This window comes from Paraburkholderia mimosarum LMG 23256 = NBRC 106338 (genome assembly GCF_000739815.1).
Lineage (GTDB): Bacteria > Pseudomonadota > Gammaproteobacteria > Burkholderiales > Burkholderiaceae > Paraburkholderia > Paraburkholderia mimosarum.
The window spans coordinates 1-21,676 of the sequence record NZ_BBJJ01000002.1; the positions used below are offsets into that span (position 1 = coordinate 1).

Consider the following 21,676-nt stretch of genomic DNA (forward strand, 5'->3'; position numbering starts at 1 on the left):
CATTAACGCCCACCATGATCTGGCGGGCGTTTTTTTGCGCAGGAACGCTGAGCGAGGCTTAGACCACCACGGTCTGCGCTTCGCCTTGCTTGCTCTCGCGCACCACGCCGATCTTCCACACCTGCTCGCCCGCCGCGGCCAGGAGCGACGCGGCGGCGTCGGCCTGATCGGCCGCCACGACCACGGCCATGCCGATGCCGCAGTTGAACACGCGGTGCATTTCCGCGTCGGCCACGCCGCCGTGCTTCTGCAGCCACGTAAACAGCGGCGGCAGCGGCCATGCCTTGTGGTCCAGCTCGGCCGTCAGGCCTTCGCGCAGCACGCGCGGAATGTTTTCGACGAGCCCGCCGCCCGTGATGTGCGCCATGCCCTTCACCGTGATGGTTTCCATCAGCTTGAGCAGCGGCTTCACGTAGATGCGCGTGGGCGCCATCAGCGCGTCGGCGAGCGAGCGGCCGTCGAAGTCGGCGGCGAGGTCCGGCTGCGCGCGCTCGATGATCTTGCGCACGAGCGAGAAGCCGTTCGAGTGGATGCCGCTAGATGCGAGGCCCAGCACCACGTCGCCCGGGGCGATCGTGCTGCCGTCGATGATCTTGCTCTTCTCGACCGCGCCCACCGCGAAGCCCGCGAGGTCGTATTCGCCGTCGGGGTACATGCCCGGCATTTCGGCGGTCTCGCCGCCGATCAGCGCGCAGCCCGAGAGCTCGCAGCCGTGCGCGATGCCCTTCACGACCGTGGCCGCCGTGTCCACGTCAAGCTTGCCGCACGCGAAGTAGTCGAGGAAGAACAGCGGCTCGGCGCCCTGCACGAGGATGTCGTTCACGCTCATCGCGACGAGGTCCTGGCCGACCGTGTCGTGTTTGTTCAGATGAAACGCGAGACGCAGCTTGGTGCCCACGCCGTCGGTGCCCGAAACCAGCACGGGTTCCTTGTACTTTTTCGGCACTTCGAAAAGCGCGCCGAATCCGCCGATGCCGCCCATCACGCCGTCGCGCAGGGTCTTCTTCGCAAAGGGCTTGATGCGATCGACGAGCGCGTCACCCGCATCGATGTCCACGCCTGCGTCGCGGTATGAAAGGCCTTGGTCCTGCGATTGGTCCTGATTAGCGGGGCCGGATTTCGGTTGATTCATGGGGAAGCGCCAGAAGGTCGGTAAAATGCGATTTTAACCGATTGACGGCGCCCCGCCGCCGCTCCCGCAGCGAGATTTGGCACGTACGCCGCCCGTCCCCCCAACCGGAAACCGAGTTTTGCCGCAGAACACATCGCTCTTCCCGCCCTGCCCGCGCCGGCCCTCGACGCGGGCCTTTGCCTCGCCCGGGATCGCGCTCGCCCTCGGCAACGCGCGGCGGCGGCGGCCCAGTGATCTCCGCAGCGATTTCGAGAGCACGCTTTACCCGAACTGAATTCCGTCCAGACAGACCGTGCAGCGACAGTTAACGCTCGATCTCGGCACCCCGCCGCCATCGACCTTCGACAACTTCCATATCGGCGCCAATGCCGAGCTGGTCGCGCGCCTGCGCGGCCTGGACGCGGCGCTGATGGCAGGCCCGATCGCCGATCGCACGTTTTATGTCTGGGGCGAGCCGGGCAATGGGCGCAGCCACCTGCTGCAGGCGCTCGCTTACGAAGCCCCGCCGGGCCACGTGCGCTATCTCGGTCCGCAAAGCGCGCTGGCCGCGTTCACGTTCGATCCGCGCGTGACGATCTATGCGGTGGACGACTGCGATTCGCTCTCGGGCGCCCAGCAGATCGCGCTCTTCAACCTGTTCAACGAGGTGCGCTCCTGGCCGGGCTGCGCGCTCGTCGCCACGGGCAATGCGCCGCCGATGGGGCTCACCGTGCGCGAGGACTTGCGCACGCGCCTCGGCTGGGGCCTCGTCTTCCATCTCGCCCCGCTCTCCGACGAAGGCAAGGCCGCCATACTCAAGCTGGCGGCGCGCGAGCGCGGCATCGTCCTCGCCGACGACGTGCCCGCCTACCTCCTCACGCACTTCAGGCGCGACATGCCGAGCCTCATGGGCTTGCTCGACGCGCTCGACCGCTTCTCGCTGGAGCAGAAGCGCGCGGTGACGCTACCCTTGTTGCGCACGATGCTCGCGACGGGCGTCGACGAACTCGTGATCGCGGCGAGTGCAGCGCCGGCGGACGTGGCGAACGAAGCGCAGCGCGCCGAAGACCCGACGACAACGGCCGACGACGACAAATCCAGCGCGCCGGCCAGCGCGGAAAAAGACCGGAGAGGCAGCGACGCCGCGCAAGCTCAGCCCGGGGAAGAGGATGAAAGGCCATTCGCGTCGGTCCCAGCCGCCGGTTTGCCCGCAGCCCCCGCGGCCGAGCCAAACGCCACCCAGCCCTACGAGGCGCCGAAAGCGCCCGCCTTGCAGTCGCGCGCGCCGCTCCCCGTGCCGTTCAAGAAGCCGACCGATAACGTCGAAGGCGAACTGGGTGCCAAATACCGCCATGTGGTCCACAAGGAACTGGGCACCGAGCTCAAGGGCGAGGTCGAAGCCGACGTGAGCAACGAGATGACCGGCGAGTTGCGCGGCGATCTCGATCCGCCGGCCGGCACGACCGCCGGGCCTGGCGAGACGGCTGGCGAGACGCCCGCCAACGCGCCGGCAGCGACCGAGGCAGACGCGCCCCCCGCGGCTCAACCACCCGCCGCCGTTGCCCCGAGCGCGACAGCCACGGAAAACGACCCGCGCCCCGCGCCGGACACCGCGCCCCGTGCACCGAGCCCGAGCGCACCCGAATCCCCTGCGGACCCCGCCGCGCCGAAGCCGTCAGCGGGCGGCGGCAACGGCGAGCCGCGCTTCAAGTAAAATGAGCGCCCATGGCTAACCTTGCACTTTTCGATCTCGATCACACGTTGATCCCCACCGACAGCGACCACGAATGGGGCCGCTTCATGGTGAAGCTCGGCATCGTCGACGGCGAGCGCTTCGCGCAGCAGAACGACCGCTTCTACGCCGACTACAAGGCCGGCAAGCTCGACATCCAAGCGTACCTCGTCGCCATGCTCACGCCGCTCGCGAAGTATTCGCGCGCGCAGCTCAAGGCGTGGCACGACCAGTACATGCACGAAGTGATCAAGCCGACCATACTGCCGAGCGCGGTCGAGCTCGTGAAGAAGCACAAGGAAGCGGGCGACCTCTGCTGCGTGGTCACGGCCACCAACGAATTCATCACGGCGCCCATCGCCGAGGTATTCGGCGTGGACAAGCTGATCGCATGCGAAGTCGAAACCGTGGACGGCCATCCGGCATCGGCGTTCACCGGCCGCCCGACGGGCACGCCGAGCTACCGCGAAGGCAAGATCGTGCGCGTCGAGCAGTGGCTCGCCTCGCTCGGCAAGAACTGGTCGGACTTCGAGCGCAGCTACTTCTATAGCGACTCGCACAACGACATTCCGCTGCTCGAAAAAGTCTCCGATCCGATCGCCACCAACCCCGACGACACCCTGCGCGCTCACGCGCAACAAGCGGGCTGGCGCATTCTCGATTTGTTCCAAGCCCAGTGATCAAGAAATTCATCCGCAAGCTGTTCGGCCAGGACGACGCCGCAGCGGCGCAAGACACCGAAGCCCCCGCCGACGCACAACAGACGGCCGCGCGTGAAGGCGCCGGCGGCACCGGCACCGCGCGAGCGCGCCGCAAGCCGGCGAGCGCGCAAAAGACGTCCAAAGCGCGCGCCGATAAGGGCCCACGCGACCCGGCCACGCCCGTCATCCTCCCGGCCGACGTCCACGGCATCAACCCCGCACTCATCTCGCGCAACGCCGTGCGCGTGACCGAAGGCCTCCAGGAGGCGGGCTTCCGGGCGTTCATCGTGGGCGGCGCGGTGCGCGACCTGCTGCTCGGCGTCGCGCCCAAGGACTTCGACGTCGCGACCGACGCCACGCCCGACCAGGTGCAGAAGCTGTTCCGGCGCGCGCGCATCATCGGCCGGCGCTTCCAGATCGTGCACGTGCAGTTCGGCCAGGAAATCATCGAGGTCTCGACGTTCCGCGCGCTGATGGATGCACCGGCCGCCGAGGCCGTGCCCGCCGCAGCGCCCGCAAAGCGCATGCGCCGCGACGAACTCGACCGCAAGACGCACCACGTCGATGCGAGCGGCCGCGTGCTGCGCGACAACGTCTGGGGCGAGCAGCACGAAGACGCCACGCGCCGCGACTTCACGATCAACGCGATGTACTACGACCCGGCCACGCAGACGGTGCTCGACTACCACAACGGGATGGCCGACATGCGCGAGCGTCTGCTGCGCATGATCGGCGACCCGGCCACGCGTTACCGCGAAGACCCGGTGCGCATGATGCGCGTGGTGCGTTTCGCGGCGAAGCTCGGCTTCGAGATCGAGGAGCACACGCGCGAGCCGATCAGCAAGCTCGCGGACCTCATCAACAACGTGCCGGCCGCGCGTCTTTTCGACGAGATGCTCAAGCTGCTGCTCTCGGGCCACGCGCTCGATTGCCTGAAGTGGCTGCGCAAAGAAGGCCTGCACCACGGCCTGCTGCCGCTGCTCGACGTGATTCTCGAACAGCCGCAGGGCGAGCGTTTCATCACGCTTGCGCTCTCGAACACCGACGCGCGCGTGCGCGCGGGCAAGCCGGTCTCGCCGGGCTTCCTGTTCGCCACGCTGCTGTGGCACGACGTGCAGCAGCGCTGGCAGCAGTACACGGCCGAAGGCGAGATCCCGGTGCCGGCGCTGCACCGCGCGATGGACGACGTGATCGATGCGCAAACGGAGAAGCTCGCGATCCATCGCCGCTACTCGTCGGACATGCGCGAGATCTGGGGCATGCAGTTGCGCCTCGAAAAGCGGGGCCGCGGCGCGATCAAGCTGCTGGAACACCAAAGATTTAGAGCGGCGTATGATTTCCTCCTGCTGCGCTGCGAGTCGGGCGAGCTCGACGCCGCAATCGGCCAGTGGTGGACGGACTTCATCGATGGCGACAGCCCGGCCCGCGAGGCCCTGCTCTCGCAGGGCGGCAGCAAGGAACGCTCGCCGCGCAAGCGCCGCCGCCGCGGCGGCGCGCGGAGCCGCAAAACGGGCGAGGGTGCGTCGGACGGCGCGTCGGAAAGCGGCGAAGCCGGTGAAGTGCACGAAGCAAGCAGTGCAGACTATGACGGCCACGCCGGTCCGCACGAGGACTGACGACGTGGGGAGCCGCGGCAAGCCGCGGCGCGCACGTGTCGAACCGCAACACAAGTCGCAGGAAGTGAAGCCATGACGGTTGCCTGGCTGGGAATCGGCGCGAATCTGGGGGATGCGCGCCAGACCCTCAAAGACGCGGTGGTGTGCCTCGCACAGCAGCACACCCTCACCGTCGTCGCCAAATCGAGTCTCTACCGCACCGCGCCCATCGACGCGGGCGGCGACGACTATTACAACTGCGTCGTGAAGCTCGAGACCGGTCTCGACGTCCGCGCGCTGCTCGCGCTTTGCCAGCGCGTCGAGCATCACTTCGGCCGGGAGCGTCCCTTTCGCAACGCGCCCCGCACGCTCGACATCGACATCCTGCTGTATGGCGAGGCCATCATCGACGAACCCGATCTCGTCGTGCCGCATCCGCGCATGACGGGCCGCGCGTTCGCGCTCGTGCCGCTCGTCGAGATCGATCCCGAACTCGTGATTCCGGGCGTGGGCCCCGCCAGCGCGTTCCTGGCCGCCGTGGCCGGCCAGCGCATCGAGAAGGTCAAGCCGTTGTGCCAGTGCCTAGGCATCGCGCCCGCGCCCGACGCCCCGCCTTCCGGCGGCTGCCGATGAGCTCGACGCCCCTGCCCGTCGTCAGCGCGCGCGCCTCGCGGCCCGCCACGTTGCAATACATCGTGATCGAAGGGCCGATCGGCGCGGGCAAGACCGCGCTCGCCACGCGGCTCGCCGAGCGCTGGTCGATGCAAACGCTGTTCGAATCGAACGCGGACAATCCGTTTCTCGAACGCATGTATCGCGACTCCGCGCCCTCGTCGCACGCGCTCGCGGCGCAACTGCATATCGCATTGCAACGCGAGCAGCTCTCGCGCGAGGTGGCGGCGCGCCGCGCAGCGGGCGTGCCGCTCGTGACGAACTTCCTCGCGGAGCGCAACGACCTGTTCGCGCGCCTCACGCTCGCGGAGGACGAACTGCCGCTCTACCGCGCGTTCGCCGCGCGCCTGGAATGCGCGGCGCCCGCGCCCGACCTGGTCGTCTATCTGCAGGCGAGCCCCGAGGCGCTCTATGCACGCATCCAGAAGCGCGCCGTGCCGCGCGAGCTGCATATCTCGAGCGCGTTCCTGCGGGCGCTCTGCGACAGCTATAACGATTTTTTCTATCATTACGACCATGCGCCGGTGCTCACCGTTGGCGCCGAGCATCTGAATCTGCCCGACTCCGACGCGGACCTCGCGCTCGTCGCCGAACGTATCGAGACGATGCGCGGCCGCAAGGAATCCTTCGTCAAGGGCACGTCGCTGTAGTCGTCGCCCTCACGCGAAACGGCGGCCCAGCCCCTCTTCGTTTTCCCTTTCCCAACGGATTTCCCCATGACTTACCTGCAGGAAACGAGCCGCAGCGCGGTCACCGTGCCCAAACTCCAGGCCATGCGCGACGCAGGCGAGCGCATTGCGATGCTGACCTGCTATGACGCGAGCTTCTCCGCGCTGTGCGAGCGCGCGGGCGTGGATACGGTGCTGATCGGCGACTCGCTCGGCAACGTGCTCCAGGGCCACACGACGACGCTGCCCGTCACCATCGACGACATCGCCTATCACACCGCTTGCGTGGCGCGCGCGCAGACGAAGGCGCTGATCGTCGCCGACCTGCCGTTCGGCACCTTCGGCACGCCCGAGGACGCCTTCGCGAACTCGGTGAAGCTCATGCGCGCGGGGGCGCAGATGGTGAAGATCGAGGGCGGCGAATGGCTCGCGCCCACGGTGAAGATGCTCGTGGAGCGCGCGGTGCCCGTGTGCGCGCACATCGGCCTCACGCCGCAATCGGTGCACGCGTTCGGCGGCTTCAAGGTACAGGGCAAGAGCGACACGGCCGCCACCCAGCTGATTCGCGATGCGCTCGCGCTTCAGGAGGCGGGCGCGCAACTCGTGGTGATCGAGGCCGTGCCCGCTGCGCTAGGCGCGGAAGTCACGAGGCAATTGCGCATTCCGACCATCGGCATTGGCGCGGGTGTGGACTGCTCGGGCCAGGTGCTCGTGCTGCACGACATGCTCGGTATTTTCCCCGGCAAGCGCCCGCGTTTCGTGAAGGATTTCATGGCGGGCCAGCCCGATATCGAATCGGCCGTGCGCGCGTATGTGCAAGCCGTGAAGGAAGGCACGTTCCCCGGGCCCGAGCACGTGTTCTGAGGGCGCTGCACGGTCCCGGTCGCGCAATGAAAAGGCGCGCTCCTAGCGGTGCGCGCTTTTCTTGGTTCTTCGCGGCATTCCGGGGTAGGTCTCTGTTCGACCCTAAGGCGGCCCCGAGCGCGTCAAGGTAGTTGCCGCCTCATTCATGCAGCAAGAGGCTGTGTATTAACGGCAGTCGACGTCATCTGAACAACGGCGTCGCGCTCCGGGTTCAGCGTCACGGCGCCGACTGGGGTCCCGCTGCGCGTGTTGGCCGACCATCGAGCAGGATTGGATGCACACGCCTGCGCGATAGTGCGTGCACGCGCCGTCAAATGAGTACGCGCACCACCAGCACCACGAGAACGCCGAGCGCCGCGGCAAACAGGACTGCGCCGAGTGCTATCCACTGCCTTGGGCTCATAAAATAGCGAGAATTGAGGGAGCTTCGATGGTGCGGCGGTGCTGTGTCATCAAATACGGCTTTCCAGCCGGGCAATGTGTGCGGGCGCACGCTGCGAATCACTCTTCTTGCATTGGCGACGCCCCTCGCGGGCATGCCCTCAAACTGTGACTGCTCCCGTGGCATCGACCGGCTGATGTTGGCCGTCCACTGCCAATGCGGTCGGCGGCAGGAATCCACGCCGATGGCCGCCTGTGTGCTACCGAACGTAAGCGTCACGCAATTCGCGGTAATGTCGACGCCTTCCTACTGCTGGAATCCAGTCGTGCACACATCGCCTACGCAATACAAGAACAAAGTCATCGTCCGGTTCGCTTCATTGTCCAATCATGGATACGCTGCGCACGTATTCATTGCCGACCCAGCCGGGCAGCGACGAGGGTTCACATGCTTGGGCTACTTCGCGTCAGAGCGGGCTGCCTGTTGCTACGCCGTCTCCTACGCGAAGGCTCATATCGACGAGGGGCCTCCCCGAAAGCCGCCATTCACAAGCCAGATTTCCCAATAGTCGACTGGGTCGACCTATGCGGCCGTCAATCTCTGACTGAGTGGCCGCTTGGCGTTCGTCAGCCTCCGCCCGAACGGCACGCGATTCATTCCCTCGACTGACTCATGATGGCCGGCCCCGGCTGCTGCGTTTCCCGCGTACCCGATGAACGAAAAAACGCCCGCTTGCGCGGGCGGTATAAGGAGACTCGTTATGCACGGTGGGGCGACGTAGCTCAGCTGATACTGCGCGCGTCTCGCGTCAGTTGTAACTATCCCCGTTGAAAGGGGCCCCCACCGTCACTGCCAGCACGATGTACTTGATTGATGTCGCATTCCGAAGAATCAGTTACCCATAAGGAAATTTGTCCTCGATCTCGTCGAGCCCCACCTCTAGCACCCTCGTGTCACGAGAGACTGGACTGACGCGAAAGCCCTCTGATTCAGGGAATCGCGTGGCAAGCGCCTTGAACGCCTCGGCGAACCGGTCGAAATCGGACGTCCATTCGGTACAAAAAAAGTCCTTGCCGGATGCACGGCTCTGTTGCACGTCGCTCGCGACAATGGCGCGATACTCAAAGAATTCCATTCAGTGTCCCCTGTAGTTACGACGGCGAGGAGTTCGCCTCGTGCGCTGGTCAGAATTTAGTGCTGGTTTTTGGGTAGATCTGTGCGCTGTCGAACGACGGAAGGCGATTGGCTTTCGGAGATCGGGCAGATTCTTTGAGTGGAAGCTGGCCGACTACAGCCTGTCCACAATCGGTCACCCGGAAATCCGTTAAGAACCTTTTTCGCGGCTGTGCTTTCGCCACGACTATGGCTGCTTCATCGCATCAAGCGCGCCGGTACCGCGCCGCGCAGCGCATTGGTGAGCATCAAGGCTTCGGCTTCGAGCACGTCGTCGCGCGTGAGAACGCGCTCCCTCGCACCAAACGACGCGTCGTCGAGCAGCACGCCGCGCATGACGCCCGGCAGTACGCCCGACGCGAGCGGCGGCGTGTACCACTTGCCGTCGAGCTTCACGAACACGTTGGAGCGGCCGCCTTCGGTCAGCTCGCCACGCTCGTTGAAGAACAGCATGTCGAAGCCACCCAGCGCTTCGGCCTCGCGCCACGCCCGATCGAATTCGGCGCGGCGCGTGGTCTTGCGCAACAGGAGCGCATCGGCGGATTCGACCGGCGCGTAGCCGTGGTCCGGCGCGAGCAGCACGCCCACGGTGTCGTGCGCGAGCGCGGCGAGCGGCGCGCTGGTGAGCGTCGCCGCCCCGCTCTTGCCGAGCGCGAGCCGCATGCGATGCGGCGCATCGTCGTCCGCAAACGTGGCGCACGTTTCGTTCAAGCGTGCGCGCAACGCTTCGACGTCGCATGGAAAACCGAGCCACGCCGCGCTCGCCGCGAGCCGGGCGAGATGGCGCTCCGCGTGGCGCACGCCGCCAGCACGCGTCGCGTACATCGTTTCGAAGCATTCGAGGCCCGGGTCGGCATCGGTCAGGAAACGGGCTTTCAAGCGACACTCCTCGTATTCGTCGGCGGCCACGCTGTCGAGCACGATGCCCGCCCCCACGCCCATTTCGCCGTGCCGAATTGCTCCTCGGCCCTTTGCCGGCGCATCGAGCGTGAGCGTGCGGATCACGACCGAGAGGCAAAAATCGCCGCAAGTCTCGCCTTCCTTCGAGGCGTCGAGCCAGCCTATCGTGCCCGTGTACAGCCCGCGCGGCGCATGCTCCAGCGCTTCGATCAGCTCCATCGTCCGGTGCTTGGGCGCACCCGTGATCGAGCCGCAAGGAAAGAGCGCGCGCATCGCGTCGGCGAACGTCGTGCCTTCGCGCAGCGAAGCTTCCACCGTCGACGTCATCTGCCAGACGGACGCATACGGCTCCACGCTGAAGAGCGCGGGCACATGCACCGAGCCCGTGCGCGCGACGCGCGAGACGTCGTTGCGCAGCAGGTCCACGATCATCACGTTCTCGGCGCGGTTCTTCGGATCGTTCGCGAGAAAACGCGCGGCGGCCGCGTCTTCCTCGGCGTTTGCCGAGCGCGCGGCCGTGCCTTTCATTGGTTTCGCGCGCAACGTTTTACCGCGCTTCTCCACGAACAGCTCGGGCGAACACGAGAGCACCCAGCGATCGCCCGGCAGCGCGATCAGCGCGCCGTAACGCACGCGCTGCCGCTCGCGCAAGCGCCTGTAAAGCGCGAGCGGCGAACCGAACGCCTCGAAGCCGAGCCGGTACGTGTAGTTGATCTGATACGAGTCACCCGCGCGCAAGGCGTCCTGCACGCTGGCGATGTCCTGCTCGAAACGCTCGCGATCAACACCGATCGTCACGCCTGCGATGCCCGCGGGAGCCGGCGATTCACCGCCCTCTTGCGCCGCGAGCCACGCATCGGCTTCCTCGCGTGAACACTTTTCACAGCGTTCGAACAATAAAAAACGCAGCGCGGCGTCGCCGTGCTGCGTTTCGAGGGATGAGGCCGTGTCGCGCTTGGCGAATTCGAGCGCACGCGCGAACTCGTAGTCGCCGATCACCAGGGCATGAAGCCCCGCGCCCAGTTCGTTGTTCACCTGTGCGCACACGGCGTCGAGATCCGCCGCGCGCTCGCATGCAAGCTCACGCACGAAGCCCGTATACAGGCGGCTCGATCGGCTTTCTGCCGTCGAGTCGCCATCGTCGAGCAGCGCGAACACCGCGCCGCCAGGATTGACTGCCATTGCGCTCACTACCTGCTTCTTACCAGTTGCTGCATGGGTGCGCCCGAGACGCGCATCAGTCGAAGAAGCTCTTCACGCGGTCGAACCAGCTCTTGCTTTGCGGACTGTGGCGCGCCCCGCCTTCCACGAGCGACTTCTCGAACTGCTGAAGCAGTTCGCGCTGCTGATCGGTGAGTTTGACCGGCGTTTCGACCTGGACGTGCACATACAGATCGCCGGCAATGCTCGAACGCAGGCCTTTGATGCCCTTGCCGCGCAGGCGGAACGTCTTGCCCGACTGCGTGCCTTCGGGCACCGTGAAGCTCGCGCGGCCCGCAAGCGTCGGCACTTCGATCTCGCCGCCAAGCGCCGCCGTGGTGAACGGAATCGGCATCTGGCAGTGCAGGTCGTCGCCGTCGCGCTCGAACACCGCGTGCTGCTTGATGTGGATCTCGACATAGAGATCGCCCGACGGACCGCCGTTGATGCCGGGCTCGCCGTTGCCGGCCGAGCGGATGCGCATGCCGTCGTCGATACCCGCAGGAATCTTCACCTCGAGCGTCTTGGTTTCCTTCACCTTGCCCGCGCCGTGGCAGTTCGTGCACGGTTCGGGAATGTACGAGCCCGTGCCGTGGCACTTGGGGCAAGTCTGCTGGATGCTGAAAAAGCCCTGCGACATGCGCACCGAACCCGATCCATGGCAGGTCGGGCAGGTTTCGGGCTTGGTGCCGGGTTTCGCGCCCGAGCCGTGACAGACTTCGCAGCTGCTCCAGCCCGGCACGCGAATCTGCGTCTCGTGGCCGTGGGCCGCCTGCTCCAGCGAGATTTCCATGCTGTAGCGCAGGTCGGCGCCGCGGTACACCTGCGGGCCGCCGCGCGCACCGGCACGGCCACCCGCGGCCTGGCCGAAGATATCGCCGAAGATGTCGCCGAAAGCGTCCGCGAAACCGCCGAAGCCCTGTGCGCCGGCGCCGCCCATGTTGGGATCGACGCCCGCGTGGCCGTACTGGTCGTAAGCCGCGCGCTTTTGCGAGTCCGACAGCATCTCGTAGGCCTCTTTGACCTCCTTGAAATGCTCTTCCGCACCCTTGTTGTCCGGATTGCGGTCGGGGTGGTGCTTCATCGCGAGCTTGCGATACGCCTTCTTGATTTCGTCGTCGCTCGCGTTCTTCGCGACGCCCAGAACCTCGTAGTAATCCCGTTTCGCCATATCGGTTCAACGCCGATCGTGCGCTTCTCGGCGCACGCCGGCTCCTCTTGAATGCTGGATCTCGTGACCCGTTTGCCGTTCCTTCGAACATCCGCGCAGGCGCGTCTCACGCCGCGGCGGCCCCTGAAAGAGAACGGCCTCCATAAAACAAATGTGCCCGGAGAGCCAGTTGGCTCGCCAGGCGCTGCAATGCCGACACGCATCGTAACCGATGCGGCCGCTTTCGCAGAGGCACGACCGCCTGCTGATCAGGCAGAACGGTCGCGACCGCCGCTCACCCACTTAGTCCTTCTTGACTTCCTTGAACTCGGCGTCGACCACGTCGTCGGCGTTGTTCTGCGCAGCCTGCTCCGCACCGCCTGCACCACCTGCCGCACCCGCACCGGCTGCACCGGCCGCGCCAGCCTGCTGCGCCTGCATGTCGGCGTACATCTTTTCGCCGAGCTTCTGCGACGCGGCCGACAGCGTCTCGACCTTCGCCTCGATCGTCGCCTTGTCGGCCGACGAGCTCTTCAGCGTTTCCTCGAGATCCTTCAGCGCGGCTTCGATCTTTTCCTTGTCGGAAGCGTCGATCTTGTCGCCGTACTCGGCCACGGCCTTCTTCGTGCTGTGAACGAGGGCGTCGCCCTGGTTGCGCACGTCGGCCAGCTCACGCAGACGGTGATCTTCTTCCGCGTTCGCTTCGGCGTCCTTCACCATCTTCTCGATTTCGGCTTCCGAAAGACCCGAGTTCGCCTTGATGGTGATCTTGTTTTCCTTGCCGGTGGCCTTGTCCTTCGCGCCCACGTGCAGAATGCCGTTGGCGTCGATGTCGAAGGTCACTTCGATCTGCGGCACGCCGCGCGGTGCGGGCGGGATGCCTTCGAGGTTGAACTCGCCCAGCAGCTTGTTGCCCGCCGCCATTTCGCGTTCGCCCTGGAACACCTTGATCGTCACGGCGCCCTGGTTGTCGTCGGCCGTCGAGTACACCTGCGAGTGCTTCGTCGGGATCGTCGTGTTCTTGTTGATCATCTTCGTCATCACGCCGCCGAGCGTCTCGATACCGAGCGAGAGCGGGGTGACGTCGAGCAGCAGCACGTCCTTGCGGTCGCCCGACAGCACCTGGCCTTGAATCGCGGCGCCGACGGCCACGGCTTCGTCCGGGTTCACGTCACGGCGCGGGTCCTTGCCGAAGAACTCCTTGACCTTCTCCTGCACCTTCGGCATACGCGTCTGGCCGCCGACGAGGATCACGTCGTCGATGTCGCCGACCTTCACGCCCGCATCCTTGATCGCGACGCGGCACGGCTCGATGGTGCGCTCGATCAGGTCTTCGACCAGCGCTTCGAGCTTGGCGCGCGTGATCTTCAGGTTCAGGTGCTTCGGACCCGAGGCATCCGCCGTGATGTACGGCAGGTTGATTTCGGTTTGCTGGCCCGACGACAGTTCGATCTTGGCCTTTTCAGCGGCTTCCTTCAGGCGTTGCAGCGCGAGCACGTCCTTCGAGAGGTCGACGCCCTGCTCCTTCTTGAACTCGCCGATGATGTAATCGATGATGCGCTGGTCGAAGTCTTCGCCGCCGAGGAACGTGTCGCCGTTGGTCGAGAGCACTTCGAACTGCATTTCGCCGTCGACATCCGCGATTTCGATGATCGAGATGTCGAACGTGCCGCCGCCCAGGTCGAACACGGCGATCTTGCGGTCGCCCTTTTCGGCCTTGTCGAGGCCGAACGCGAGTGCCGCTGCCGTCGGCTCGTTGATGATGCGCTTGACTTCCAGACCCGCGATGCGGCCGGCGTCCTTGGTTGCCTGACGCTGGCTGTCGTTGAAGTACGCGGGAACCGTGATCACGGCTTCGGTGACCGGCTCGCCGAGGTAGTCTTCAGCGGTCTTCTTCATCTTGCGCAGCACTTCGGCCGAAACCTGCGAAGGCGCGAGCTTCGTGCCGTGCGCTTCGACCCACGCGTCGCCGTTGTCGTGCTTGACGATCTTGTAGGGCATCAGGCCGATGTCCTTTTGCACTTCCTTCTCTTCGAAGCGGCGGCCGATCAGGCGCTTGACTGCATACAGCGTGTTCTTCGGGTTGGTGACCGACTGGCGCTTGGCCGGTGCGCCGACCAGCACTTCGTTGTCGTCCATGTAGGCGATGATCGACGGCGTCGTACGGGCGCCTTCCGAGTTCTCGATCACCTTGACCTGATTGCCTTCCATCAGCGCCACGCACGAGTTGGTGGTGCCGAGGTCGATACCGATGATTTTGCCCATTTTTGTCAAATCTCCAGATTTTGATCGCTGTGCGGACGCCGCTTTCGCGCGGCGCAGGTAACTGCATGCTCGTGCCGCGTTTTCCCTTGTGCGCGGCTGGCGTCCACTTCAATTTGGAACTGCTGCCCAAATAAGTGCCCAGGACGGCGATTTCAAGAGCTTTGGGCTATGCGTTCCATCATTTTTTTCAATCGCGCGGCCCAATCGGTGGATCCGGGGCCGGCGACGCTTACTTTTTGCTTACTTCGGCGCCGAAACGGTCACGAGCGCCGGACGCAGCACGCGGTCGGCGATCACATAACCCTTTTGCAGCACGCTGACGACGGTGTTCGCTTCCTGCTCGGACGGCACCATCGAAATCGCCTGATGGCGGTGGGGATCGAACTTCTCGCCCACGGGATTGATGGCGACGACCTTGCCCTTCTCGAGCGCGCCGGTCAGTTGCTTGAGCGTGAGCTCGACGCCTTCGTTGACCTTGGCGAGGTCGTCGGAGTTGTGCGCGAGCGCGGCTTCGAGGCTGTCCACCACCGGCAGCAGATGCTCGGCGAAGTTTTCGATGGCGAACTTGTGCGCCTTGGCGACGTCTTCCTGAGCGCGGCGGCGGACGTTCTCGGTCTCGGCCTTGGCGCGGACGAAAGCGTCCTGCAATTCGGCGACCTTTGCTTGAGCCTCAGCCAGGGCAGCCTCGGCCAGCGCGGCGGCGTTCTGGTCCGCGCCGCCTTGCGTTGCCTGCTGGGCAGCGTCAGCCGCCTGCGGCTGGGGTGCCTGGGCTTGCGACGCCTCGTCCGCGGGCGTGGAGTTCTGGCTCGTCGGGTTCTCTTGCGTGTTTTCCATTTCGCTGAACGTCGTTGAATAGTGAAAAAGGGAACAAAGCCTGGGGCGCCTTAGGGCCGCCCTGTTCGCTGCGCCGCCGACCGTTGCCCCGGCGCTACGAATGCTCTGTAGATTGCGACAGCACATGGGTCCTGTGCCGCTTGTTTCAAGGGCTTCCCGCGGCTTTTTTATGCGGGGGGCCAAGCCGGGAAACCGCGCGTTACAACGATTACCGCAGCGCCGCAAACCTGGAATTGAGTAAGGGCCAACCCTGACCTAAACTCAGGAACGGATGCTGCTCACGGTGCGTTTACCCTGAGTCACGCATCGCACCGAAGGGGCCCGGTATCCGCACACCGATGACTAGCCGGGCCTTGAAAATGGCCGTTTTGCAGCGATCCCAAGGGGAGTACCGTGAAACTGACCTTTGCCATATCGGTGGTCGCACTGGTGCTCATCGCCGGGACAACGACCATCTGCATGTCGGGCGCCGTGAACGAAAACACGACGGAATACGGGGGCGTGCACGCCACGATGGAGGCGCTCTTCAATCCTCACGTGAGAACTTGTCGATAGTGCGGCGATCGCGTTTCGTGGGCCTGCCTTGCAGCACGGCGGCGGGCTCGCGAAAGAGTCGCCGCCGCTCCTGCTCTGCCGCGCGCCGTTCGCGCCCGGTCTGCGTTTCCGCATAGAGCGTCTGCGCGACGCTGGCTGGGCCGCGCACTTCGCAAATCCCAAGCACTTCCACTTCCCACACCACATGTTCGATCTCGATTTCGACGAGATCGCCCACGCGCACGTCCTTCGATGCCTTCACGGCATCGCCGCCAATGCGCACGCGGCCTTTGCCCACGGCATCCGAGGCGAGCGAGCGCGTCTTGAAAAAGCGCGCCGCCCATAGCCATTTGTCGATGCGCAGCCGCGCGCCGGGTTCAGTCGAAATCTTGTAGTTCATCAGAGGTTTCCCATGGGCCGCGCAGCCCGCTCAGCCGGCTCAGCCGGCTCCGGCAGCGCGCTCACGTCACTTCACGTCACCGGCAGTTCAGGTCACGTCATGGCGCCGGCGGGCGCCGGGGCCTGCACGGACCAGCCCTGGAGATGCTGCACGACGATTTCACCGAGCGCCGCAATCCAGGCGGGCGCGGCGTTCAGGCAGGGAATACGGTGAAACTCCTTGCCGCCGCCGTGCAGGAATTCGTCGCGCACTTCCATGCCGATTTCCTCGATGGTTTCAAGGCAGTCCGCCGTGAAGCCGGGGCAGAAGACGTCCGCCCGGCGCACGCCGCCCGCGCCCAGTTCCCGCAGCGTCGGCGCCGTGTACGGCTGGAGCCACTGCGCACGGCCGAAGCGCGACTGAAACGTGACCCGGCATTCGACCGGCGTGAGCTCCAGCGCATGCATGAGCAACGCGGCCGTTTGCTGGCACTGGTCGTGGTACGGGTCGCCGAGATCGAGCGTACGGCTCGGGACGCCGTGAAAGCTCAGCACGAGGCGGTCGCCGGCCGCGAAATCCGGCTTGCCGTGCGTTTGCCAGTAATGATGCACCTGGGCCGCGAGCGCCGCGATATACGCCGGATGGTCGTGATAGCCGCGCACCGTGCGGATTTCCGGCTGGTTGCGCATGCGGCGAAGCGCGGCGAATGCCGCGTCGAATGCCGTAGCCGTGGTCGACGCCGAATACTGCGGGTACATCGGCATCAGCAGGATCCGTTCCGCGCCCGCAAGCTTCAGCTGGTTCAATATCGCCGCGATGTCGGGCGTGCCGTAGCGCATCGCGTAATCGACAAGGACGGCGTAATCGTTGATCTGCAGCAGATGACGCAGGCCGTCGGTCTGCTTTTGCGTGTACACGCGCAGCGGCGAGCCCTCGGGCGTCCAGACCGCCGCATACTTCTTCGCCGACGAGCGGGCGCGAAACGGCAGGATCACGGCGCGCAGGATGATCTGCCAGATCGGCGCCGGGATCTCGACCACGCGCGGGTCGGAGAGGAACTGCGCCAGATAGCGACGCACGGCGCGCGGCGTTGGCGCGTCCGGCGTGCCCAGATTGATGAGCAGCACGGCGACGCGATGCGCCGCGGCGGACTGCGAAGGCCGCTCCAGGTCGAAACGCATAGGCGATCAGTGGCGCCGCGCGGAGAACGCGCAGCAACGGTTGCACGAAACAAGCATTATAGCGGGCGGCCCTGGCGGGCCAACCGTGGGAATCGGGGACCGCCCTCTCGCGCGGCTGCGGCTCACGCAGACAGGCGCGGTGTGTTGGTCCCGGTTGGGTCCACTTTGGCCATTCGGCCGATGGCGCTCGACGCCGCTTTCGGGGATGATCTTCTCAAAGGCGGGTGTGCCCGGCGGCGCGCAGTTTGGCGCCCGGTGGGGCGCTCAGTTCTGGCTCAGCGTGAGTGACAGCAGGCGCGCGGTGATATCGACAATCGGGATCACGCGGTTGTACGCCATGCGAGTCGGCCCGATCACGCCGAGCGTGCCGACGATCTTGCCGTTCACTTCATAGGGCGCGGTCACCACGCTCATTTCCTCGATCGGCACGAGGTTCGACTCGCCGCCGATGAAGATCTGCACGCCCTGCGCGTGGCTCGAGACGTCGAGCAACTGCAGGAGGCTGGTTTTCTGGTCGAACACGTCGAAAAGCTTGCGCAGGCGCGCCATGTCCGACGAAAGATCGGCGACTTCGAGCAGGTTGCGCTCGCCGGAAATCAGCACGGTGTCGCCGGTTTCGGGTTCTTCGGTGCTCGCGGTCACGGCCGCGTGCATGAGCGAGGTCATGTCGCCGCGCAGCGCGTCGATTTCCTCGCGCAGGCGGCGGCGCACTTCGTCGAACGACAGGCCCGCGAAATGCGCGTTGATGTAGTTCGAGGCCTCGATGAGTTCCGAGGGCGTGAAGTCGCGCTGCGTCGCCATGATGCGGTTCTGCACGTCGCCTTCTGGCGTCACGATGATGAGCAGGATGCGCTTGTCGGACAGGCGCATGAACTCGATTTGCTTGAACACGTGGCTGCGCCGCGGCGTGAGCACCACGCCCGCGAACTGCGAGAGGTTCGAGAGCACGCTGGCCGCCGCTGCCACGACCTTTTGCGGCTCGCCGGGGCGCAGCGTGGTCTTCACCGCGCGCGTGAGGGCGTCGTCTGAGCTGGGCTCGACGGTGAGCATGGTATCGACGAACAGGCGATAGCCGCGCGGCGTGGGCACCCGCCCCGCCGAGGTGTGCGGGCTGGACACGAGACCCAGTTCCTCGAGGTCCGACATGACGTTGCGGATCGTCGCCGGGCTCAGCTCCAGGCCGGAATAGCGCGACAGCGTGCGCGAGCCGACCGGCTGACCTTCGGCGATGTAACGCTCGATCAGCGTCTTGAGGAGGGTTTGTGCGCGGGGATCTAGCATGACTGAAAATTTTAGCCTAATGGCGGGTTGGCCGCGAGTGCGCAGCCAGCGCAGTCCCGGCGGCAAGCCCGTGGCGCGGGGGCCAGGCGTTCCGGCCTGCCGGCGGCCGTGCATTCAACCGAAGCGCGCAAGGCCCGGACCGTGCCGGGACGCGCGCCATCGCGCACGGCATTGCCCGTTGTCATCGCCGTGTCACCGGCTTCGGGCTGGAAGGCGCGGCGCACAAGGCCCGGCGGCCCGTTCGCGGCCCGCGCCAGGTTCTTTTCGCGACCTGACTATGGTGTAATGCCGGCATGCAGATCCAGAAGATCCAGAGCCAGTTCAAGACCGTTGCGCTCGTTGGGCGCAGCAACACGCCGGGCATCGCCGAGCCGCTGATGGCGCTCGCGCAGACCATTGCGAAGCGCGGCTTCGAGGTCGTGTTCGAAGCGCAGACCGCCGAGGAAGTCGGCGCGCAAGGCTATCCCGCGCTGCAGCCCGCCGAGATCGGCGCGCGCGCGGACGTGGCCGTCGTGCTCGGCGGCGACGGCACGATGCTCGGCATGGGCCGCCAGCTCGCGCCCTACCGCACGCCGCTCATCGGCATCAACCACGGGCGGCTCGGCTTCATCACCGACATCGCGTTCTCGGAGATGCAGGAGATCGTGCCGCAGCTGCTGGCCGGCTCGTTCGAGCGCGAGGAGCGCTCGCTGCTCGAATCGCGCATTACGCGCGACGGCGACCCGATCTACCACGCGCTCGCCTTCAACGACGTGGTTGTGAACCGCAGCGGCTTCTCAGGCATGGCCGAGCTGCGCGTGAACGTGGATGGCCGCTTCATGTACAACCAGCGCTCGGACGGTCTGATCGTCGCGACGCCCACGGGCTCCACCGCCTATGCGCTTTCGTCGCAGGGGCCGATCCTCCATCCGCAGCTGCAAGGCATCGTGCTCGTGCCGATCGCGCCGCACGCGCTTTCGAACCGCCCGATCGTGTTGCCCGACGACTGCAAAGTGAGCATCCAGATCGTGGCCGGGCGCGACGTCAACGTGAACTTCGACATGCAGTCATTCACGGCGCTGGAACTGGGCGACGTGATCGAGGTGCGCCGCTCGCGCCACACGGTGCCTTTCCTGCATCCGGTCGGCTACAGCTACTACCGCACGCTGCGCAAGAAGCTGCACTGGAATGAGCACCCCTCGCTGCAGGACGATCCGGAGGATTAAGGCAAGCCGAGACAGGAAGAGCGCGCCCGGTCCGCGCGGTGTGCACATGCGCGCCGCTCCATCGATGCCCACACTTCCGTTCCCATACAGCCAGCAGGCACCGGTAACCCACGCCAACCCAAAAAGCAGAACCAGACGCCATGCTTCGCCATCTCTCGATTCGCGACTTCGTGATCGTCGCGGCGCTCGACCTCGAATTCGATAGCGGCTTCACCGTGTTTTCCGGCGAGACGGGCGCGGGCAAGTCGATCCTGATCGACGCCCTCGCGCTCACGCTCGGGACGCGCGCCGACGCGAGCGTCGTGCGCACGGGCGAGAGCCGCGCCGACATCACCGCCGAGTTCGACGTGCCGCCGCACGCGGCGCTCTGGCTCGACGAACAGGCGCTCGCGAATGTCGATGCCGGCGACGGCGAGCACACGGTCATGATGCGGCGCGTGGTGGACAGCGGCGGACGCTCGCGCGCCTTCATCAACGGCACGCCGGCCACGCTCGCGCAGTTGCGCGAGCTGGGCGAGATGCTCGTGGACATCCACGGCCAGCACGCGCACCAGTTGCTCATGCGCCCCGACGCGCAGCGCGAGCTTTTCGACACGCACGCGGGCCTCACCGATCTCGCCGCCGCCGTCGCGCGCGCGTGGCGCGAGGCGCGCGACGCCCGTCTCGCGCTGCAAAGCGCCATGTCGCGCGACCGCGAGCTGCAGCTCGAACGCGAGCGCCTGGCATGGCAGCTCGCCGAGCTCGACAAGCTCGCGCCCCAGCCCGGCGAATGGGAAGAGGTAAACGCGGAGCACGTGCGGCTTTCGAACTCGGCGAACTTGATCGAAGGCGTGCAGGGCGCACTGGCGGCACTCTCCGAATCCGACGAGGCGATGCTCTCGCAGCTCAATTCGATTCTCTCGAAGCTGCGCGGCCTCGCCGAAATCGACGCCGAACTCAACGATGCGCTGGCCGCGCTGGAGCCCGCCGCGATCCAGATCCAGGAAGCGGCCTACTCGCTTTCGCATTACGCGCAGCGTCTCGATCTCGATCCGCAGCGGCTCGCACAGGTGGAACGGCGCCTCGACGCGCTCCATTCGACGGCGCGCAAGTTCCGCCTGCACGCCGAGACGCTGCCCGACGAACACGCGGCGCGCCGCCAGCAGCTCGCCGCGCTGGACGCCGCGTCCGATCTCGACGGCCTGCGCGCCGCCGCGCAGAAAGCGCAGGACGCCTACCTCGGGCAGGCGCGCGAGCTTTCGAAGGCGCGCGCCAAGGCCGCGCAAGCGCTCGGCGCGGCGGTCACGCAGGGCATGCAGGAGCTGTCGATGGCGGGCGGCAGCTTCGAAGTCGCGCTCGTGGCGCTCGGCAGCGGCTCGAACGGCGAGCCCATCGGCGGCGCGCATGGTCTGGAGCAGATCGAATTCCGCGTGGCGGGCCATGCCGGCGTGCCGCTGCGCCCGCTCGCGAAGATCGCCTCGGGCGGCGAACTCGCGCGCATCAGCCTCGCGCTCGCCGTCATTGCCAGCGCGGCGAGCCCGACGCCGACCCTGATCTTCGACGAAGTCGACACGGGCATCGGCGGCGGCGTGGCCGAAGTGGTGGGGCGATTGCTGCATCAGCTCGGACGCGCGCGTCAGGTGCTATGCGTCACCCACCTGCCGCAGGTCGCGGCGCGCGGCGATCACCACTTCCAGGTGTCGAAATCCGGCGACGGCAATGGCGGCACGGTCTCGGCCGTCATGCCGCTGGACAAGGGCGGCCGCGTGGAAGAAGTCGCGCGCATGCTCGGGGGCCTCGAGATCACCGCGACGACCCGGCGGCACGCGAAGGAGATGCTGGCGGCTTGAGGGCCACTACGGGGAGGAAC

16 protein-coding genes and 2 pseudogenes are annotated in these 21,676 nt (G+C 66.1%); 8 read left to right on the forward strand and 10 right to left on the reverse strand.

What is annotated here, in order from left to right; all coding sequences use genetic code 11:
- Positions 1-58 precede the first annotated feature (58 nt).
- Positions 59-1,132, reverse strand: a complete 1,074-nt coding sequence (gene purM, locus BMI01S_RS02100; RefSeq protein WP_028230140.1) for a phosphoribosylformylglycinamidine cyclo-ligase — start codon at positions 1,130-1,132, stop codon at positions 59-61.
- Between the two features lie 292 nt (positions 1,133-1,424).
- Between purM and hda the strand changes: the two are divergent.
- The 6 genes and pseudogenes from hda to panB form a co-directional block, all read left to right on the forward strand.
- Positions 1,425-2,102: pseudogene (gene hda, locus BMI01S_RS02105) on the forward strand (DnaA regulatory inactivator Hda); the annotation flags it as partial.
- Between the two features lie 734 nt (positions 2,103-2,836).
- Positions 2,837-3,523 (forward strand): histidinol-phosphatase, encoded by a 687-nt coding sequence (locus tag BMI01S_RS02110; protein ID WP_028230139.1) that lies wholly within the window; start codon positions 2,837-2,839, stop codon positions 3,521-3,523.
- Entirely contained in the window at positions 3,520-5,160 is a 1,641-nt protein-coding gene (gene pcnB / locus BMI01S_RS02115) for a polynucleotide adenylyltransferase PcnB (protein ID WP_028230138.1), read from the forward strand. The genes BMI01S_RS02110 and pcnB overlap by 4 nt, the downstream gene beginning before the upstream one ends.
- Positions 5,161-5,232: 72 nt before the next feature.
- On the forward strand, positions 5,233-5,772 hold the full coding sequence (folK, locus tag BMI01S_RS02120; protein ID WP_028230137.1) for a 2-amino-4-hydroxy-6-hydroxymethyldihydropteridine diphosphokinase: 540 nt from the start codon (positions 5,233-5,235) through the stop codon (positions 5,770-5,772).
- Positions 5,769-6,461, forward strand: coding sequence for a deoxynucleoside kinase (locus BMI01S_RS02125; protein WP_028230136.1), 693 nt, complete (start codon positions 5,769-5,771; stop codon positions 6,459-6,461). Before folK ends, BMI01S_RS02125 begins: the two co-directional genes overlap by 4 nt.
- Positions 6,462-6,527: 66 nt before the next feature.
- The gene (gene panB / locus BMI01S_RS02130; protein ID WP_028230135.1) at positions 6,528-7,343 is read left to right on the forward strand and encodes a 3-methyl-2-oxobutanoate hydroxymethyltransferase; all 816 of its coding nucleotides are present in this window, start codon (positions 6,528-6,530) and stop codon (positions 7,341-7,343) included.
- A gap of 143 nt (positions 7,344-7,486) precedes the next feature.
- Here the strand turns inward: panB and BMI01S_RS43995 are convergent.
- From BMI01S_RS43995 to hrcA, 9 genes and pseudogenes are all read right to left on the reverse strand, one after another.
- A pseudogene (locus tag BMI01S_RS43995) lies at positions 7,487-7,666 on the reverse strand (hypothetical protein); the annotation flags it as partial.
- Between the two features lie 954 nt (positions 7,667-8,620).
- On the reverse strand, positions 8,621-8,860 hold the full coding sequence (locus tag BMI01S_RS02135) for a hypothetical protein (RefSeq protein WP_028230134.1): 240 nt from the start codon (positions 8,858-8,860) through the stop codon (positions 8,621-8,623).
- Positions 8,861-9,096: 236 nt separating this feature from the next.
- Entirely contained in the window at positions 9,097-10,980 is a 1,884-nt protein-coding gene (pabB, locus tag BMI01S_RS02140) for an aminodeoxychorismate synthase component I (RefSeq protein ID WP_028230133.1), read from the reverse strand.
- Positions 10,981-11,035: 55 nt separating this feature from the next.
- Positions 11,036-12,169, reverse strand: coding sequence for a molecular chaperone DnaJ (dnaJ, locus tag BMI01S_RS02145; protein WP_028209504.1), 1,134 nt, complete (start codon positions 12,167-12,169; stop codon positions 11,036-11,038).
- 282 nt (positions 12,170-12,451) lie between these two features.
- On the reverse strand, positions 12,452-14,413 hold the full coding sequence (dnaK, locus tag BMI01S_RS02150) for a molecular chaperone DnaK (RefSeq protein WP_028209503.1): 1,962 nt from the start codon (positions 14,411-14,413) through the stop codon (positions 12,452-12,454).
- 240 nt (positions 14,414-14,653) lie between these two features.
- Positions 14,654-15,247, reverse strand: coding sequence for a nucleotide exchange factor GrpE (gene grpE / locus BMI01S_RS02155; protein WP_028230132.1), 594 nt, complete (start codon positions 15,245-15,247; stop codon positions 14,654-14,656).
- Positions 15,248-15,773: 526 nt separating this feature from the next.
- On the reverse strand, positions 15,774-16,181 hold the full coding sequence (locus BMI01S_RS02160) for an RNA-binding S4 domain-containing protein (protein WP_028209501.1): 408 nt from the start codon (positions 16,179-16,181) through the stop codon (positions 15,774-15,776).
- Positions 16,182-16,273: 92 nt separating this feature from the next.
- Positions 16,274-17,341 carry a ferrochelatase gene (gene hemH / locus BMI01S_RS02165; RefSeq protein WP_028230131.1) on the reverse strand — a complete coding sequence of 356 codons (1,068 nt, stop codon included), beginning with the start codon at positions 17,339-17,341 and terminating at the stop codon, positions 16,274-16,276.
- 264 nt (positions 17,342-17,605) lie between these two features.
- Positions 17,606-18,622, reverse strand: a complete 1,017-nt coding sequence (gene hrcA, locus BMI01S_RS02170; protein WP_028209499.1) for a heat-inducible transcriptional repressor HrcA — start codon at positions 18,620-18,622, stop codon at positions 17,606-17,608.
- Between the two features lie 293 nt (positions 18,623-18,915).
- Between hrcA and BMI01S_RS02175 the strand changes: the two genes are divergently transcribed.
- On the forward strand, positions 18,916-19,827 hold the full coding sequence (locus tag BMI01S_RS02175; protein WP_028230130.1) for an NAD kinase: 912 nt from the start codon (positions 18,916-18,918) through the stop codon (positions 19,825-19,827).
- A 140-nt stretch (positions 19,828-19,967) separates the two neighbouring features.
- Complete coding sequence (gene recN / locus BMI01S_RS02180; RefSeq protein WP_028230129.1) at positions 19,968-21,656, forward strand: DNA repair protein RecN; 1,689 nt, start codon at positions 19,968-19,970, stop codon at positions 21,654-21,656.
- Positions 21,657-21,676 lie beyond the last annotated feature (20 nt).

What these genes read in the sequence shown, in the direction of transcription:
- purM (WP_028230140.1), bottom strand. Translation starts at nt 1,132, where the DNA reads ATGAATCAACCGAAATCCGGCCCCGCTAATCAGGACCAATCGCAGGAC.
- BMI01S_RS02110 (WP_028230139.1), top strand. Translation starts at nt 2,837, where the DNA reads ATGGCTAACCTTGCACTTTTCGATCTCGATCACACGTTGATCCCCACC.
- folK (WP_028230137.1), top strand. Translation starts at nt 5,233, where the DNA reads ATGACGGTTGCCTGGCTGGGAATCGGCGCGAATCTGGGGGATGCGCGC.
- BMI01S_RS02125 (WP_028230136.1), top strand. Translation starts at nt 5,769, where the DNA reads ATGAGCTCGACGCCCCTGCCCGTCGTCAGCGCGCGCGCCTCGCGGCCC.
- panB (WP_028230135.1), top strand. Translation starts at nt 6,528, where the DNA reads ATGACTTACCTGCAGGAAACGAGCCGCAGCGCGGTCACCGTGCCCAAA.
- BMI01S_RS02135 (WP_028230134.1), bottom strand. Translation starts at nt 8,860, where the DNA reads ATGGAATTCTTTGAGTATCGCGCCATTGTCGCGAGCGACGTGCAACAG.
- pabB (WP_028230133.1), bottom strand. Translation starts at nt 10,980, where the DNA reads ATGGCAGTCAATCCTGGCGGCGCGGTGTTCGCGCTGCTCGACGATGGC.
- dnaJ (WP_028209504.1), bottom strand. Translation starts at nt 12,169, where the DNA reads ATGGCGAAACGGGATTACTACGAGGTTCTGGGCGTCGCGAAGAACGCG.
- dnaK (WP_028209503.1), bottom strand. Translation starts at nt 14,413, where the DNA reads ATGGGCAAAATCATCGGTATCGACCTCGGCACCACCAACTCGTGCGTG.
- grpE (WP_028230132.1), bottom strand. Translation starts at nt 15,247, where the DNA reads ATGGAAAACACGCAAGAGAACCCGACGAGCCAGAACTCCACGCCCGCG.
- BMI01S_RS02160 (WP_028209501.1), bottom strand. Translation starts at nt 16,181, where the DNA reads ATGAACTACAAGATTTCGACTGAACCCGGCGCGCGGCTGCGCATCGAC.
- hemH (WP_028230131.1), bottom strand. Translation starts at nt 17,341, where the DNA reads ATGCGTTTCGACCTGGAGCGGCCTTCGCAGTCCGCCGCGGCGCATCGC.
- hrcA (WP_028209499.1), bottom strand. Translation starts at nt 18,622, where the DNA reads ATGCTAGATCCCCGCGCACAAACCCTCCTCAAGACGCTGATCGAGCGT.
- BMI01S_RS02175 (WP_028230130.1), top strand. Translation starts at nt 18,916, where the DNA reads ATGCAGATCCAGAAGATCCAGAGCCAGTTCAAGACCGTTGCGCTCGTT.
- recN (WP_028230129.1), top strand. Translation starts at nt 19,968, where the DNA reads ATGCTTCGCCATCTCTCGATTCGCGACTTCGTGATCGTCGCGGCGCTC.